The organism is Bifidobacterium bombi DSM 19703 (assembly GCF_000737845.1).
Classification (GTDB): Bacteria; Actinomycetota; Actinomycetes; order Actinomycetales; family Bifidobacteriaceae; genus Bifidobacterium; species Bifidobacterium bombi.
Window position 1 is genome coordinate 41875 of record NZ_ATLK01000002.1, and the last position, 15944, is coordinate 57818.

Consider the following 15944-nt stretch of genomic DNA (forward strand, 5'->3'; position numbering starts at 1 on the left):
GTTGGGTCGTTATGCCGTCGGAATGCGGGTTCGTTGTTGTGCAGGCTTCCGCTCTTTCGTGTGTGTTGGCAGGGCGGATTCATGCGATCGTTGGGCCAGTGACTATGACTCGAGTAACCATGGTTCGTGCAATCATGACTCATGTGTGCTGAGGTGTAGGTCGGACAGATTGTTTTTCAGCATTTTCCAAGCTTGAGCCATTGTTCCTCCAAGGAATGCCTGATTACAATAGTCAAGCCGGTGGATAGTTCACAGGCAGTTCCCGTAAGGGACTTTATAATTGAACCCTCTTCTTCTCTTAACCCGGTGCCAACCTCACCGGGTTTCTCTTTATCCGCTGGAATCCGATACGTCTGTTCCAAGCCATGCGGCACAATGGACACATGACTTCCAAAGGAAAACCGTCCCCGCGCAGCGCTGTTAGTCCGTTGAGCGACGAGCAGGTCGAACGTCTCGGTGAGCGGCATCTTCTCGTCGATCCGACCCGGTATTACCCAACGGGGGTAAAGCGCCCAAATCGGGCCGAGATTGACGCGCAACATCCCAAGGCCACCGAACGTTTGCTTGAGGGTGCCTCGAAGGTGCTGCGCAACCGCAGCAAGGTCAGGGCCTGGGGCTTGGATCGTGTTCCGGCCACGGGTCCCTTCATCGCTGCGGCGACCCATGTTTCGATGTACGATGTGTTCGTGCCGATGGTGGCAATGTTCCATATGGGTCGCCGTCCGCGGTACATGGCCAAGGCTGAGCTGACCCGCTGGCCGTTGGTCGGCAAGTGGCTTCAATTGGTGGGCATGCAGCCGGTTCCCCGTCGCAGCGGCAAGGCGAAGATCATCGAAGAGGAATCCATAAAAATACTCACCTCCGGCCGTCCCCTGACCATATGGCCTGAGGGCACGCTCACCCGCGACCCTTTGAAATGGCCCATGAGCCTGAAGGACGGCATAGGCATCATCGCTTTGGAATCCTCGCGTCGTCTGGGGCGTCAGGTGCCGTTGTACTGTACGGCCACATGGGGTGCCGCCAGCATCAATCAATGGTTCCCGTGGCCCAGGAAGAACGTGGTCATGTGCTTTGACGAGAGGCTGGACTATTCCGATCTGCTCGTCGGCATGGATGGATGGGGTGAGGAACCGCCGATGGAATCTGTGCGTAAGCTTACCGCCCGTGTCCGATTCCGTCTGGAGACCCTCATGGCCGAGATTCGCGGTGAGGAACCGCCCGCCAAAGGGTATTGGGACTATCCGACGATGACGCGTGTCCCGCGTCCTCGAGAGCTCGATTCGGCCCTAGGAGCGGGCGGGATGGATTATGCCGCTGCTTGCGATGATGGCATGCGTCACCCCGGTGCTGACGGTCCGGCGGGAGGTTTGCCCGATCAGCCCGTTGACATGTAGGTTCGTCGGCTCGGTCCCGTCGGGATGGCCGGCGGATGTCTGAACGACGATGGAATGTGCATGGTTCGATGTGGCAGGGAAGCGGTGTCGATACCATGGAGGCAAAACAGGAACAAGGTGATTGAAGTTATGGGAAATTCTGACAAGCCCCTGCATAGGATAACGGTGCTCGGCGCGGGTGCCTGGGGAACGGCGTTCGCCCAGGTGTTGGCCGATGCCGGCAATGATGTGACTTTATGGGCACGCGAACCCGAAATAGTCCGAAGCATCGTGGAGGACCGCCGCAATGTCCAACGTCTGCCCAGCGTCGATCGGCTGCCCGACAACATCACCGCCACCGGTGACAGGTCGGCCGCAGTCCGTGATGCCCAGATCGTGGTGGTGGCCATAGCCGCACAATACGCACGTGAGGCTTTGGAGTCCTTCAGGGCAATCCTGCCGCAGGATGCGATCGTGGTCTCCCTGATGAAGGGCATAGAACGCAGCACCGGCCAACGTATGGATGAGGTTGTGTGCGAGGCGTTGGCGTTGCCTCGGGAGCGATTCGTAGCGGTGTCAGGGCCGAATCTGAGCAAGGAGGTCGCGGCGCGCGAACCAGGTGCGACCGTGGTGGCCTGTTGCGATATCGAAGTGGCGCGCAAGGTGGCTAAAGCCTGTTCCACCCCATATTTCAGGGCATTCGTTACTACGGATGTGATCGGAGTCGAGATGTGCGGGTCGCTCAAGAACGTGGTGGCGCTCGCCGTCGGCATGGTGCACGGTGCCGGATACGGCCAGAACACCGCTGCAATGGTTCAGACCCGTGGACTTGTGGAACTGACGGCTCTAGGCGTGGCTTCGGGGGCAAGCGCCAAAACATTCCACGGCTTGGCCGGAATAGGTGATCTGATCGCCACATGCGGGTCGCCCTTGAGCCGTAACTATACGTTTGGTGCCAACATCGGCCGAGGCATGAGCATGCAAGAGGCGAAGGAACTCAGCAACGGTGTGGCGGAGGGGGTTCCCACCGCCGATGCGGTGGTGCGTATGGGGAAGGAGCTCCATGTCCCTACACCATTGGCGAGCGGCGTCAATCGTGTGTTGAACGAGGGGTTGTCCTGTAAGCGGATATTCTCCGAACTGCTTGGTTCGGGTCCCAGTTTCGATGAGGAGTAACGGAGGGGATTGCGGGCAGCCCGTTTTTGCTGGGCCCCAGGATGCTGAACGTCTGCACTGCTATACGTCATGGTTGGCTACCATGCTGGGCGGATGTTTTCGGATGTTTGATTGTGGTTTCCGACCGGCGCTTGGCTGATTGAAGATGCGCCTTGGTATGGTTGGAGGTAAGGCAGTGTCGGTGCATGGGCGATCACAAGGTTCGCAGCGGTGGCCAAGTTGCTTCGACACAGGCGCTTGCAGTGCGTTAAGGAGGATTATGCGCAGGAAACGTATTGTGGTGTTGTACGGAGGCAGAGCGGATGAGCATCCGATTTCCTGTGTTTCGGCTGCCGGAGTGTTGGGTGCCATGGATACCGATCGTTTCGAACCTGTGCCCATCGGCATCACCAAGGAGGGTCAGTGGGTCGTCAGTCCGGTTGACCCGCGTACGTATTCGCTTGGCGGCGCTTCACAGGACGGCGCCGCCGGATCGACGTCGATGCCGGAGGTCATAGCTTCCGGTGCGCGCTCAGTGGTACTTGATACCGGTAAGGGGAGTGAAGGTTTCTTCATTCGTGAGCAGGATGGATCGCTCAGTTCGCTCGGTCATGTCGATGCAGTGTTTCCCGTGTTGCATGGGCCTTATGGCGAGGACGGAACCGTCCAAGGACTTTTGGAGATGATGGGCGTTCCGTATGTCGGATGCGGTGTGTTCGCGTCAGCCGCGTGCATGGACAAACATTTCACAAAGACTCTTCTTCAGGCCGCAGGCATCCCCGTCGTTCCTGGGATCACGGTGGACGTTCGCGGTTTTGATGCCGATGACGGCTTTGGGAGGGACGCTAGGAAAGTGCTCGACTCGATACATGCCGCGCATCTGCGCTATCCGTTGTTCGTCAAGCCTTCGCGTGCGGGTTCGAGTTTCGGTGTTTCGAAGTTGGAGCGCGAAGATGATGAGCGAGAGCTTGCCGCTGCGTTGTTCGAAGCTTCCCAGCATGATTGGAGAATCCTGATCGAGAACGGGGTCGACGCGCGCGAAATCGAGTGTGCGGTCCTTGCTCCCGTCAAAGGAGGCGAACCTCGTGCCGCGTTGCCAGGCGAAATAGTGCTAGATCGCAGAAGCGACGGGGATGACCAGTTCTATGACTTCGACAGTAAATACACGGATTCCGAAGCTTCGCACGTACAGGTTCCCGCCGATCTTCCCCAGTCCGTTTTGGACGAGGTGCGCCGCATTGCCATACGAGCATTCAAAGCCGTGGACGGTGCAGGTCTGAGCCGTGTGGATACCTTCGTCGGCGCCAATGGTGATGTGGTGGTCAACGAAATCAATACCATGCCTGGTTTTACCCCGATATCGATGTACCCCAAGGCATTCGAGGCGACGGGTCTGAGCTACACCGGGCTCATTACCGAACTGTTGGACGCCGTCATGGTCTAGACTGAGAAGAACGTTTGATGGCTCTGTGTTGGTCAAGCCGGTGAATCGTGACGTAACATGTTGGATGAACGGTGAAGGAACAGAAAAATGGAAGATCATATGCATGACGGACATGAGTGGCTTTCCGATCATGGACCGCAACCTTCGGATCCGGACAATCAGGATCTCATTGGTACGTCGAAATCGAGTGCTCAGGCAGGGGAAGCCGGTCATGCCGACTCTTCCTGGGAGGTGACTCCTGGCAGCGGGCATGATGCACAAAACGATGGGAGCCCTTATTTGGCGCAGGTTCCTTACCAAGCGAAGCCGGCAGTAGGCATCCAAGAGGGTGCCGGCTCGGCTGTGCCGTTTGCGTCCCAGTCTTCCGTGGCTCAACAGGCTTCAATGACCCCGCAGGCTCCGATAGTTCCGCAAATCCCGGTAGCCCCGCAGACTCCGGTGGCTCCGTCATATGGGGTCATGCCCGGTCAGCCCGTGAATTATGGGGTTCCAATGGACCGCTATCAGCCGTATCAGCCACAGGCATATGCACCTTTGTCGGGACAGCAACAGCCGCTCTGGTCTTCCGTCGGGAATCAGACGCAAGGCGATCAGGTACAGCCTAGTCAACTGTCGGCGGGGCAACAGCAACCTGTTCATTCTGCCCAGCCGTACCCGGCTCCGACCTACCCAACGCAGCAGTATCCGACGCAACCTAGCCCTCAGCAGCAGTACCAGACATGGCAGATTCCGCAGTCAGCGGCTTCGGCTCAGTCATCATATCCTTTGCAGTATTCCGCGCAGCCATATCCGGCTCAGCTCCAACAGCCCCAATTCGTCACTCAGCAGCCGTATCAGGTAGCTCCGGTGGCGGTTCGTCCCGCCAAGAATCCAGCATATGTGAAATTCCTGAAGCAGCACCGATCCGTGTTTTCGCGAATCGGTTGGGCGCTGGTCATTACGATTCTGCTCTGGTATGTGCTTTCCGATCAGCTGGTCAGCGGCTTCGGCCCCGGTCTGGTCCGTTTGGGGATGAACAAGGACGACATGGAGACCGTTTTGGGAAGTCTTCCGCTGTATCTGGTGGCGATGCCGCTTTCCCTGCTGTTGTTCCGCACCCTACCTAAAGTGCAGAGGCGTCGGTCGGGCATGACTCCGCTGGTCTTTCTGGAATGCTTCGTGATGCTTTTCCCGATTGCGGAAATCGGGAGCGTAATCGGCTCTGCTCTTTCCGGAATCCTGTCCGGAGGCCAGGCTTCAAATCGATTGGATGAAGCGCTCTCAGGGGGGAGTTTATGGGTCACCATACTGTTCTCCACTATTCTGGCGCCGATTTTTGAGGAACTGTTCTTCAGGAAACTCATCATCGACCGGATTCAGCAATACGGGGAGCTGACGGCGATACTTGTCTCGTCTCTGGCGTTCGGACTTTACCACGCCAATCTGTATCAGTTCTTCTATGCCACGGCGTTCGGTATGCTTCTCGGATACATCTATGTTCGTACGGGAAGGCTTCGCTATACCATCACACTGCATGTACTTTTCAATGTGTTTGGCGGAGCGCTTCCTGAACTGCTTACCGCAGGTATGAGCCAGAAGGTAATGGACGATATCGGAAGCGCCAATTTTGGACGAATGCAGACGGCGCTTTCCACCGGTGGTCCGGCGGTATATGGATTCCTGCTGCTGAGCCTCTTCAATGTCGTGATGTTCTTTGCGGGAATCGTCGTGATGGTGCTTAAGTATAAGAACATCAAACTGTATAAGGCTCCTGATGAGCTGCCGAAGCAATGCCGGGTCGCAATCGTCCTGGGCAACCCGGGCGTGATTTGCGCGCTGATCGTTTTGGGTTTGCTGACATTGGCTGCCGTCTACATGTAAGTTGGTTCGTGTCTTCCCGGCCTTGGACCGCGGAATATGGATTCGAGGGGCGCTCGCAGTGCAAAAGGCTTCCTTTTGGATGCGCAGAAGTGCGCAGCGCCGTTGTTTCCCATTGGGAAGCTGGATCCGAAGCCGGTGTCGATCCGGCTTCCCAATGGATCGGTTATTATCCCAGGTCCGTGTTGGGTTGCCCCGTCATGAATGGGTACTGGCCCGAGTCCTTGCGCTGCGCATCCGCGTAGGTGCGATTTCCGTATGTGGGTGCGTCGTCCGGAGCGGATCCGTGGGCGATGTCGTTGTGACGCTGGGTTTCGAAATAATTGCTGAGCATCTGTATGGCGTTCTGCATGGGCGCGTTTTGAAAACCTTCGGGATTCTTGACGGTTCCGGAAAGTTGCGGACCTTTGGATTCCCCGCTGTCGTTGAGCGTGGCATGAGGTAATCCTCGTTCGTACCCTTGATTGTTGGACTGCAGGAGATTTGTCCAGAAGTTCGACATGCCGCCGTTGGCAATCGAAAGGTATAGGGTTCGTGCAAGCACTGCACCGTCGATGGTGACCAGTTCATCCAGCGACGCGGTTTTCGACACCCTTGGCCACGTTCCTATCAATGCCATCAAACCCGCCGTCGTGAATTCCAACAATATGTCCGAAGTCAGCGAAAGATTGCCAGGGTCGAGATGTTGCTCGCGGATGAGGGAATTGCGTATGGATGTGCGTGTGTAGTTCAATAGATCCGCCGAGCTGTTCGGCGTCATGACCAGAGCCAGATGGCTGATGTGGGTGCTGTTCTTCGGTAGCCCCAACAATTGGATCACTATGCGGCGCCAGGATTCCGCGGGGTCTTCAACCAGTTCAGGCAAGGCTTTGTTCAAACTGGTCACTGCGTCCTCTATGGCGCCTTGAGCCAAATCCGAAAGTCTTTCGTAGTGGTAGTAGAACGAGTTGCGATTGATGCAAGCCATGTCGACGATGTCTTTGACGGTGATTTTGGAATAGCGTTTGTTGCTCAGCAAGCGCCAGAAGGCATTTTCCATGCGATCGACAGCCGGAAGCTGGTTTGAATTTCGCCTTGGTCTTGACATATCCATCACACCCCCTGTATCAAACCCTTTCAGACCTGAATTGCTTTTATTTTACCTGATTAATATAAAAAATGGATATTGGAGGAGTGAATTGTGTATTAAACTGCCTTTTCTTTGCGAACACTAGACAGTACGGGTGTTTAAGTATGTATAAAATACGACATTCTTTGAGGAAATGTCTAGTCAAATGATCTGCGGTTTTGCTTTTTGGTCCTTCAAGACTTGTGCGGTATGTTTGGCTCGACTTGTATTGGGTTTCATGGAGTGCCGCTCAATGGAGGAAGAGCTTTCGGCCGTGGGTCGTTGCTTCGTCTACGGAGTGTTTGGTCGGACACTGCTGTATACTTGGCATGTTGTGTCTTGACGGAACTCTTGTGTGCTGTCAGGGCCAGACTTGCAAGTCAACACAATCTAGGGAGTTATCATGGCAGCTCGTTGCGCAGTGTGCGGCAAGGGACCGCGTACCGGTTTCACCGTCTCGCATTCACATATTCGCAATAAGCGTACTTTCGCTCCGAATCTTCAGTCCGTACATACTACGGTAAATGGCGAGAATCGTCGAGTCCGCGTGTGCGCCAAGTGCCTTAAGGCCGGCAAGATTCAGCGCGTAGCTGCGTGAAACGCGATAGCGAAGAACGATTATCAAGCCTCTGACGATGTGAATGTCGTCGGGGGCTTTTTGCTTGTCCGCCCAGCGCGTAGCCATGCACTGTATCGTTCGACGTAGCTCATGCTCTTGGACCGGGCTGTCTGGGCTTGTTTGCGGGCCGGCTAGCGTGAGGCGGCGGGATGCCCAACGGTACCGAGCTTGACAAGCTCCGGTTTGATGAGACGTTCCTGTGGGTCGGTGAGCCAAGCCTGTTGTGAGGTATCTTGGCTTAATCTGCCCATCATCATGGAATGGCAGGCACTTGTCAAGGCATTGATGTTTTGGTCCAGAGTCGTCAGTTGGGCACCAAGCCCGTAGCGGCTTACCACGTTGTCGTAGCCGATGACCGAGCAATCCTCAGGGCAGTTCAATCCGCGCTCACTCATGCGCTGCATGAAGCCCATCGCCATCAAGTCGTTTGCGCAGAACACGGCGGTGGCGCCCGCATCTATGATGTGGTCGGCGACGTTATAGCCTCCGGAGAACCTGTAGTTTCCGAAGCAGTCCAAGGTGGGATCAAGCGACAGACCGGCTTCGTTCAGGCCGGTCAGGAAGCCTTCCCGACGTGCGTCGAAGCTCTGCATGTGGCGAGACCCGTGGTTGCGCCGGCGCAGTTCCTTATCGTTGAGAGGGTCGTGTCCGATATCCCTTTGCCCAGTCGGTACGGCCAAGGTCTGGCAGATGCATGCAATGCGGGTATGTCCACTGGAAATCAGAGTCTGTGCGGCTATCCTTCCCCCGGCGAAGTTATCCGATCGTACGGAATCGCACCATTTGCCACCGACCTTACGGTCTGTGAGCACTGTCGGAAAGCCTAATGACTCCACCGCCTTGCGAAGATTGTCCGATTGCTCCACGGATTGGGCCGAGGGGATGAGGTAGAGGCCATCGATCGCCCGGGCTTCGAACTGGTGTAATAACGTCAGCTCATTGTCCTGTGAATCGTCTGAATTCGCGATAATCAGGGAGTATCCTTCGGCACGACTGACGTCCTCCAGCGCCTTGGCGAGTGAAGCGAAAAACATGTTTTCAATATCCGGCACCAGAAGCGCCAAAAGCATCGACCGGTTGGTCACCAAGCTGCGTGCGGTCTGGTTTGCCACATAGTTCAATCGCCTGGCCGTATCGAGGATAAGCTGTCGCTTACCCTCCGTTATGCGGGTGGGGCGGCCGTTAAGCACTAAGGAAACGGACGTGACGGAGACCTTGGCTTCGTGTGCGATGTCCTTTAACGTAGTCCTGTGTTTCATCGATAACCGTATTCCTCATCGCATAGTGTGTGGCCGCATTTATCTGCGTCTATGATAACACGACAGAAACAAGGTGAAATGGCGCAGTGAATGCCTTGGCACATATTGTTGAGCCATGTTAGGAGACGAACCGGTATTTGCCTGCATGATTATCAGTGATTGTTGCTTTACTGAAGGCTTGTAACTTCTTGCATGGTGCATTCTAAGGGACCGGTTTTCGTTATGGGCGACGGTAATGATGATTCCGATATCTGCAATCGCCATTGCTGAGGCGTATGAGTCGGTGCCAGGAACCTAATTGGTTCGCATTTCAGTTAATTGTGCCTTATGCAATCCTTTACTGGAAAATATAAATATTGTCAAAAGCAAATAATACGACAATAATAAAACGATTTACCGAGAATCTAGAGAATTCATTAAGGGACACAACAAAGAAAAAAGGAGTTTGACAAGATTGATAATACGATTTATCATGAATTTATCAAGCGTACAAAGAGAATGTAATGCCTTGAAAATTTGTAAAGAAGCATATGTTGTGAGGGTGACCAAAGGAGGCGCCAATGCCATCAGAAGTCGATTTCCAATGTTTGTGCAGTCACTTTTGATTCGGTCGACTGTAATGCCTGACTGAGGTGTTAGGAACTGTTGATTGATCAAAGTAAATGTAGGAAAGGAAGATGAGTTGCGATGACAAGATTGTCTCTTGTTGGAGTGTCGAAGATTTTCGGCAATTCCAAGGTAGTTGATAATGTTTCGGTCACCGTTGACCCCGGCAAAGTTCATGTATTGTTGGGTGAGAACGGTGCTGGAAAATCAACAGTAATCAAAATGATGAGCGGCATCTACCAACCGGATGAAGGGCATATTGAAATCGATGGCGAAGAAGTCACCATTCCCAATGTGGATGCGGCCCGCAGGTTGGGTATAGCTGTAATTCACCAAGAACTCAACATGGTGGGCGAGTTGTCTATAATGGAGAATCTTTTTCTTGGCAACCTACCTACGAAGGCAGGTTTCGTGGATCGCTCAACCATGAGAAGCAAGGCCATTGAAGCCCTCAAAATGATTGGGTTGGATGAAGATGTTTCCAAGCCAATGAAGGAATTAGGAGTTGCACGTCAACAGATGGTCGAAATTGCTAAGGCCTTGATGCAAAATGCCTCGATTCTTATTCTTGATGAGCCCACCGCCGCGTTGACTCAAAATGAGTGTCAACAGCTTTTCTCCATCATCGGTCAGTTAAAGGCCAAGAACGTAGGTATGGTGTTCATTTCGCATCATTTAGATGAAATTCCGAAGGTAGGGGATGTGGTTACTGTGCTTCGTGATGGGCAGTATATCGACACGGTTCCTGCTTCTACTCCGGAGTCGGAACTAGTCAAGCTCATGGTTGGTCGTAATATAACGAACCAATACCCTCGAAAAGCTGCCGAACGTGGCCGTGTACTGCTTAAGGTGGATTCACTTAATCGCGCGGGCGCGATTGAAGATGTATCATTCGAGGTTCATGCCGGTGAAGTTGTTGGATTGGCCGGACTGGTGGGTGCAGGCCGCACTGAGGTGCTTCGCGCAATTTTTGGTGCCGATTCATATGACTCAGGTGAGGTTACCGTCGATGGAACCAGGGTTGCAAAGAACTCGATTCCGCAGAGCATCGCGGCGGGTGTTGGATTGGTTCCTGAAGATCGTCATACGCAAGGCTTGGTCTTGGGCGCTTCCGTAGCTGACAATCTCGGCATGGCGACGATGATCCCCACGGCGAAATTCGGCTTCGTCAATCGCTCGTTGCAACGGAATAACGAGGGGGAGACGTCTAGGAAACTCAACATTCATATGTCGGACATCAATCAGTCTGTCGGTTCACTGTCTGGGGGTAATCAGCAGAAGGTTGTATTCGGGAAGTGGACCATGGCTCACGTGAAGGTTCTTTTACTGGATGAGCCCACCCGAGGCGTTGACGTCGGGGCTCGTGTTGAGATATATGAGCTCATTAATGAGATTACGGCTCATGGTGGTGCTGTATTGATGGCATCGTCGGATTTACCTGAAGTGCTGGGCATGTCTGACAGAGTTCTGGTCATGAGCGGAGGAAGGATATCTGGGGATATGCCTGTTTCCGAAGCGACACAAGAGAGTGTAATGTCGCTTGCAGTTTCGCATATGCAAGATTCCGATTCGGTTGATTCCCATTCGAATTCTGCTGATATTCCACCAAAGGGGCTTACATCCGATTCCTTACAAAATACCTATGAAGATAATCGTGAAGGAGTACTGCAATGAGCATACAAACTAAGGGTTCAACAATGGAAGTTAATAACAAAACATTTGACGCCGGGCAAACAATCAAGCACTTCGTAGCCCGCAATGGTGCCCTCATAGGTCTCATTGTTCTGTGCATCGTATTGGCGATTTGTGCTCCCGCTTTTCTTACGGGTGCTAATATCCTCAACGTAGGTATACAGGCTGCGACGACGGCTATTCTGGCGTTTGGGCAAACATTTGTCATCGTCTCTGCGGGGATTGATTTGTCCGTTGGTGCCACAGCGGCAATTTCCAGCATGATTGTCGCATATACGGGAGCCAATATGGGGCTGCCGGCGTGGTCGACCATTATTATCGGTCTGCTTGCGGGTGCATTCTTCGGTGCGCTTTCTGGAATGGCCAATGCATATCTGAAGTTGCCTTCCTTCATTGCGACGTTGGCGATGATGTCTGTTGCGCGTGGTTTGACGTTGGTAATTTCCGACGGCCGTCCTATCTCAACGTCTGGCTTGGTCAACTTCTTTGGCAGTACCATCATGGGAGTTCCGATTCCGATTGTTACGATGATCATCATGGGAATCATCGCGGCAGTGATTCTGAACTATACCAGCATCGGCCGCTCCATGTATGCGGTCGGGGGCAACATGGAAGCGTCGCGTTTATCCGGTATCAGTGTTCATAAGACACAGATTACTGTTTTCATTCTTTCCGGTATCTTTGCTGCGGTGGCAGGACTTGTCATCGCGGGCCGCCTTCATTCAGCCCAGCCTGAGGCGGGTACCGGATACGAGATGGATGCCATTGCGTCGGTTGTCATCGGAGGTGCTTCGCTAGCAGGAGGTAAAGGTAGAATTTCGGGCACGTTCGTCGGGGCCATACTTCTTGCCGTAATTCGTAATGGTTTGAACATCCTTAACGTATCTTCTTTCTGGCAGCAAGTCGTTATTGGTTTGGTCATTGCTTTCGCGGTCAGTTTCGATACCTTGCGTCGAAAGGAGGATGCGCACTGATCAGGGTTGATTATTGCAACCGTCATGACCGATTGTGCTTTGGTTTCAGCCATGACATTTTTAAGGAAATTCATTTAGAAAAGGAAAGTTCTTATGTTAAGCAATAGTGTAAGGAAAAGTTTGCGTTCGGTAGCTGCAATTGTTTGCGCGGGAACCCTGTTGGCCGGCGCAACGGCGTGCGGTGCTGGTTCATCCACGTCTAATGCGGGAGGTGGCAAAGTAGCCTTGCTGGTTTCAACACTCAATAATCCGTTCTTCGTTGATTTGCGTGATGGAGCTAAAAATGAAGCGAAGAAGTTGGGTGTGGATCTTGTGGTGTCCGATGCACAGAATGATTCGGCCACTCAGCAAAATCAGGCGCAAAACGCGCAGTCGCAGGGAGTAAAGGCAGTCATCATCAATCCTGTGGATTCAGATGCTGCCGGCCCTGCGGTAGCACCTCTTCTTTCTGCGAATTTGCCTGTGATTTCAGTGGACCGTTCAGTGACGGGTGAGAAAGTAACCAGTCACATCGCTTCGGATAACGTTGCCGGTGGGGCCCAAGCTGCTGATGCTTTGGCGAAGGCGATTGGAGAAAAAGGTAAGATTCTGATTTTGCAAGGTATGCCTGGAGCTGCTTCGACTCGTGATCGTGGCAAAGGTTTTAAAGATGAAATTAAAAAATTCCCCGGTATTACTGTGGCTGCAGAGCAGACTGCGAAGTTCGATAGATCAGCAGCTTTGGATGTTACGACGAATCTGATGCAATCCAATTCCAATGTTGCTGGAATCTATGCGGAAAACGATGAAATGGCGCTTGGCGCTGTGCAGGCGTTGGGGGCAAAAGCTGGATCTGATGTCAAAGTGGTCGGCTTTGACGGAACCGCGGATGGAATCAAAATGGTGAAGTCAGGGAAAATGTCGGGTACCATCGCTCAGCAGCCGAAAGAACTTGGCAAGCGTGCCGTGGATGCCGCAGCAAAACTGATTAAGGGCGGTAAGGTCGCATCTACTCAGCCGATTGCCGTGAAGACGGTGACCAAAGAGAATGTGGCTGATTTTAAGTGATTAGCAATGAGTGACTAGCAATTAAGGAGTTGTGGCCGGGATGGTAAGGAATTATGGAATTCAGAGACGGTAATGTCAAGTCTGAACATAAATTTCTTGGTTTCTGTCCGTTCTGGTCGCTCCCTTTGACCTCGCGGTATGAATTGGACTAAGGAACAGTATGCTTACACATGGAATATTAAATTCGCAATTGGCTTCAGCGTTGGCTGGTCTGCGTCATAAAGATTTGTTCGTCGTCTCAGATTGTGGGCTCCCTGTGCCTCACGACATTGAAGTGGTTGATTTGGCTTTGATGTTTGGGATACCGCGTTTTGAGGATGTACTTGATGCCCTTAAGCCTGAGCTTATTTTAGAAGCTGGAACTATGGCGGAAGAGGCTCGAGGCGGTCAGGCGGAGGAATGGGTTCGAAAGAGGTTTGATGTCCCTCTGCAGTATGTTCCTCATGATGGTGAGGGTGGCCTCAAAGATTTGGTTCATAACGCCAAATTCGTCATCAGATCAGGCGAGACCACTTCATTTGCGAATGTGATTTTTAGATGTGGGGTTCCGTTCTAAAAACTTCGATGCTGTGTTACAGGTGCAGAATCACGTGTTTATTCTAACGTGTTCTGCACCGGTTTTTGTATTAGCAGATAGCGTTTCCTTTGAACCGATTTTGCGAGACAGAAAACACGCTAACATATGTCTGCGAAGCAGAGTTATGTATGACTATGACAGTTTGACTTTACGTTACATTGACTGTGACCACTTCTATCGAGTAGTCGACGGCCTGATAAGAAGTGGTAATGGCTTTTTCAGGCCGTCATTACTTCCTACTGCTTTGTGGTGATGAAGTACTTGCGAATCTGTTCGGAGTTGCCGTAGGATGCCTGCGCGCCATAATTGGTTGCAGCGTAGCCAGCCACATAGGATGCCAAAGCCGTGCAGTCCTGCAGGGGTAACCCTGAAGCCAAGCCCGCGAGCACCGTACCCATGAAGGCGTCCCCGCATCCTGTCGTGTCCTTTGCAGGCACCTTTGCGGCTTCGATGTGTTTGACGGACTTGTCGCCGGACAACACCATCGATCCGGAGCCTCCCAGTGTGACGATGGCCTCTCGGAAGCCGAATTCGTTCATGGCGGCAGCGATATGCCGCCAGTCTGCGCTAAGCCAATCGCCGTTTTCGGGTTCATGGATGGCGAGCAGCTGCGCCATCTCATGTTCGTTGATTAGCAGTATGTCGCAATAATCGATGAGCTCCTGCGGAAGTTCGGCCTGGAACGGTGAGTCGTTAAGCAGCACCTTGATTCCCGCGTTGTGGCACAATTTCGCCGCAGCGGTCACGGTCTCTATGGGGCTTTCGAGGCACAGTCCCAAAACCGATGAGGCCAGGAGGGCATCCTTTTGCGTTTCCAGGTAGGCCACGTCGACCTGAGCATTGGAGCCGGGGGAATAGACGATGGTGTTTTCGCCGTGGTCGTCAACGGTGATGACGGTGGTGCCACTGGCGCCTGCCACGTGCCTGATATGACTCGTGTCGACTCCCGCTTCAGCTAATTTGCCAATGAGGAAATCCGCGTTTGAATCGTCCCCCACGGCTCCGAAGATGGTGGCTTTCGCACCGATGCGCGCGGCGGCGGCGGCTTGGTTTCCGGACTTGCCGCCAGGGAGTATCTCAAGTTGGCCGCCCGTGACGGTTTCTCCGGGTTCGGGCAGACGGGGCGTGGTCACGGTGTAATCAGCGTTCATTGAACCGACGACACCGACAGCTCCGTTGATGCTGTCTATCAGCGAAATGATTTCGTCCAAGATGGCCTCTTTTCATCGTGTAAAAACCACAAAGCAATACGAACCTATCATATCATGATGAAACGTTTTATCGCTAGGTGTTTGTGTGTTCCGGATCAGTTTCCATATGAATTCTGTTGTTTTATACGTGACGCACTAGACATTTTCAAAAAATTTAGCTGTTTTGACAACGATGCCGTGACTCTTTATCATGGGGGGTTGCAATGATTTAACGTTTTATCGTCTGCGTGATGAGAAGCGCCTGGTTTCTCGGGGGAAGAGGCCGGTGCTTTCAGTGATTGGGTGGTTTACCCCTGGAAGTCAAAGGCATATGTGCAACGCAAATCGAAGGTGGGGAGAAATGGCATACCAGCATCCCTTCTGGCAATCCATCAAGGCTCAGTTTTCCACGAAGTCATTGGTGTTGATTCCCATCGCCGTGGGAATCAACCTTATCGGTGGAACGTTATGCTCTACGCTTAAGCTGCCTTTGTTCATGGACATGATTGGAACCGTCATCATCGCGTGCCTTTCTGGGCCTTGGGTCTCCGCGTTGTGCGGGTTGCTGACCAATATGTTCTTGGCGCTTGTGGCCAATCCCGTGTATCTTCCATACGCCTTGGCCAGTGTGCTGTGCGGACTGGTGGTGGGCTACATGGTCAAGGCGGGACTCATGCGCAAAACGTGGGGCGTGGTTCTCATCTGGCTTGCGCTCGCCCTGGTCAATACCGTCGCTGCCTCCGCCGTCACCGTATTCGTCTATGGAGGTTCCACGGGGCTGAACGGAACCTCGGTGCTCACCGCCACGCTGCTGGTGGCGGTGAAGGACATCATGATTTCGGTCCTGTCGTCATCGTTGGTTGAAAATCTTGTGGATAAAGGCATTACGGTCCTTATCGCCTACCTCATCGTCTCCGGTGTTCCGCAGCGTTTTCTCAGCCAATATGCGATGGGTTCTGTGAAGGAAGCGGGGCCGGTACGGTTCAGCGATGTGGACGAAGATGATGATGACAGCGAACCGGTGGAATTCGTAGGGAGGTGAC

The 15944-nt window shown here is 53.2% G+C and carries 13 protein-coding genes; 10 read left to right on the forward strand and 3 right to left on the reverse strand.

The annotated features are described in order from the left end of the window. Positions 1-383: 383 nt before the first annotated feature. The 4 genes from BBOMB_RS06350 (at position 384) to BBOMB_RS08570 (ending at position 5832) form a co-directional block, all read left to right on the forward strand. On the forward strand, positions 384-1394 hold the full coding sequence (locus BBOMB_RS06350) for a lysophospholipid acyltransferase family protein (RefSeq protein ID WP_081867426.1): 1011 nt from the start codon (positions 384-386) through the stop codon (positions 1392-1394). Positions 1395-1523: 129 nt separating this feature from the next. Beyond that, on the forward strand, positions 1524-2549 hold the full coding sequence (locus BBOMB_RS06355) for an NAD(P)H-dependent glycerol-3-phosphate dehydrogenase (RefSeq protein WP_044087689.1): 1026 nt from the start codon (positions 1524-1526) through the stop codon (positions 2547-2549). A 259-nt stretch (positions 2550-2808) separates the two neighbouring features. Then, a complete protein-coding gene (locus BBOMB_RS06360) occupies positions 2809-3972 on the forward strand; it encodes a D-alanine--D-alanine ligase family protein (protein ID WP_044087652.1) in 1164 nt (387 codons plus the stop codon). Positions 3973-4059: 87 nt separating this feature from the next. Continuing rightward, a complete protein-coding gene (locus tag BBOMB_RS08570; protein WP_044087651.1) occupies positions 4060-5832 on the forward strand; it encodes a CPBP family intramembrane glutamic endopeptidase in 1773 nt (590 codons plus the stop codon). A gap of 166 nt (positions 5833-5998) precedes the next feature. On the opposite strand, the gene BBOMB_RS07710 is transcribed toward BBOMB_RS08570, so the two are convergent. After that, positions 5999-6922 (reverse strand): TetR/AcrR family transcriptional regulator, encoded by a 924-nt coding sequence (locus BBOMB_RS07710; protein WP_152570149.1) that lies wholly within the window; start codon positions 6920-6922, stop codon positions 5999-6001. A 418-nt stretch (positions 6923-7340) separates the two neighbouring features. Between BBOMB_RS07710 and rpmB the strand changes: the two genes are divergently transcribed. After that, positions 7341-7535, forward strand: a complete 195-nt coding sequence (rpmB, locus tag BBOMB_RS07930) for a 50S ribosomal protein L28 (protein WP_081867427.1) — start codon at positions 7341-7343, stop codon at positions 7533-7535. Positions 7536-7687: 152 nt separating this feature from the next. On the opposite strand, the gene BBOMB_RS06380 is transcribed toward rpmB, so the two are convergent. Then, entirely contained in the window at positions 7688-8815 is a 1128-nt protein-coding gene (locus BBOMB_RS06380; protein ID WP_044087649.1) for a LacI family DNA-binding transcriptional regulator, read from the reverse strand. Positions 8816-9502: 687 nt separating this feature from the next. Between BBOMB_RS06380 and BBOMB_RS06385 the strand changes: the two genes are divergently transcribed. From BBOMB_RS06385 to rbsD, 4 genes are all read left to right on the forward strand, one after another. After that, the gene (locus BBOMB_RS06385; protein ID WP_081867428.1) at positions 9503-11095 is read left to right on the forward strand and encodes a sugar ABC transporter ATP-binding protein; all 1593 of its coding nucleotides are present in this window, start codon (positions 9503-9505) and stop codon (positions 11093-11095) included. Between the two features lie 23 nt (positions 11096-11118). After that, on the forward strand, positions 11119-12087 hold the full coding sequence (locus BBOMB_RS06390; RefSeq protein ID WP_044087686.1) for an ABC transporter permease: 969 nt from the start codon (positions 11119-11121) through the stop codon (positions 12085-12087). 93 nt (positions 12088-12180) lie between these two features. After that, entirely contained in the window at positions 12181-13134 is a 954-nt protein-coding gene (locus BBOMB_RS06395; RefSeq protein WP_044087648.1) for a substrate-binding domain-containing protein, read from the forward strand. Positions 13135-13294: 160 nt separating this feature from the next. After that, entirely contained in the window at positions 13295-13690 is a 396-nt protein-coding gene (rbsD, locus tag BBOMB_RS06400) for a D-ribose pyranase (RefSeq protein WP_044087647.1), read from the forward strand. 257 nt (positions 13691-13947) lie between these two features. Here rbsD and BBOMB_RS06405 read toward each other — a convergent pair whose 3' ends face one another. Beyond that, a complete protein-coding gene (locus BBOMB_RS06405) occupies positions 13948-14922 on the reverse strand; it encodes a ribokinase (protein WP_044087646.1) in 975 nt (324 codons plus the stop codon). 340 nt (positions 14923-15262) lie between these two features. On the opposite strand from BBOMB_RS06405, the gene BBOMB_RS06410 reads away from it, so the two are divergent. Then, positions 15263-15943 carry an ECF transporter S component gene (locus BBOMB_RS06410; protein WP_044087645.1) on the forward strand — a complete coding sequence of 227 codons (681 nt, stop codon included), beginning with the start codon at positions 15263-15265 and terminating at the stop codon, positions 15941-15943. The last annotated feature ends 1 nt before the right edge of the window (position 15944 follow it).

Excerpts from the sequence above, each read along its gene's own strand:
- BBOMB_RS06350 (WP_081867426.1), top strand. The coding sequence starts at position 384 with ATGACTTCCAAAGGAAAACCGTCCCCGCGCAGCGCTGTTAGTCCGTTG.
- BBOMB_RS06355 (WP_044087689.1), top strand. The coding sequence starts at position 1,524 with ATGGGAAATTCTGACAAGCCCCTGCATAGGATAACGGTGCTCGGCGCG.
- BBOMB_RS06360 (WP_044087652.1), top strand. The coding sequence starts at position 2,809 with ATGCGCAGGAAACGTATTGTGGTGTTGTACGGAGGCAGAGCGGATGAG.
- BBOMB_RS08570 (WP_044087651.1), top strand. The coding sequence starts at position 4,060 with ATGGAAGATCATATGCATGACGGACATGAGTGGCTTTCCGATCATGGA.
- BBOMB_RS07710 (WP_152570149.1), bottom strand. The coding sequence starts at position 6,922 with ATGGATATGTCAAGACCAAGGCGAAATTCAAACCAGCTTCCGGCTGTC.
- rpmB (WP_081867427.1), top strand. The coding sequence starts at position 7,341 with ATGGCAGCTCGTTGCGCAGTGTGCGGCAAGGGACCGCGTACCGGTTTC.
- BBOMB_RS06380 (WP_044087649.1), bottom strand. The coding sequence starts at position 8,815 with ATGAAACACAGGACTACGTTAAAGGACATCGCACACGAAGCCAAGGTC.
- BBOMB_RS06385 (WP_081867428.1), top strand. The coding sequence starts at position 9,503 with ATGACAAGATTGTCTCTTGTTGGAGTGTCGAAGATTTTCGGCAATTCC.
- BBOMB_RS06390 (WP_044087686.1), top strand. The coding sequence starts at position 11,119 with ATGGAAGTTAATAACAAAACATTTGACGCCGGGCAAACAATCAAGCAC.
- BBOMB_RS06395 (WP_044087648.1), top strand. The coding sequence starts at position 12,181 with ATGTTAAGCAATAGTGTAAGGAAAAGTTTGCGTTCGGTAGCTGCAATT.
- rbsD (WP_044087647.1), top strand. The coding sequence starts at position 13,295 with ATGCTTACACATGGAATATTAAATTCGCAATTGGCTTCAGCGTTGGCT.
- BBOMB_RS06410 (WP_044087645.1), top strand. The coding sequence starts at position 15,263 with ATGGCATACCAGCATCCCTTCTGGCAATCCATCAAGGCTCAGTTTTCC.